We start from the raw sequence: 226 nt of genomic DNA on the forward strand, positions 1-226 counted from the left end.
AAATCTGCTAATTTGCTATAATAGTAACTAGGAGATTCTGAATAGAACTGATCACCTTGATTCAGTAATTCCGTTATTTCACGTGATATCCTTACAATCTTACCGACTTCTTTAGATTCTATCTGTAAAGTTTGCCTTAATTCATAACCAACAAACCCTTCACCTATATAGTTCCCATTACTCGCATATAGTTGCTTGTTCCTTTGATTTGTTTTAACTGCACTAT

Annotated in this window: 1 pseudogene; it reads right to left on the reverse strand. The window is 33.2% G+C overall.

From position 1 onward, the window contains the following. Window positions 1-226, reverse strand: a pseudogene (locus ACRHOC_RS15435) (SIMPL domain-containing protein); the annotation flags it as partial.

This window comes from Winogradskyella poriferorum (assembly GCF_050618035.1).
In the GTDB taxonomy this organism is placed as follows: Bacteria; Bacteroidota; Bacteroidia; order Flavobacteriales; family Flavobacteriaceae; genus Winogradskyella; species Winogradskyella poriferorum_A.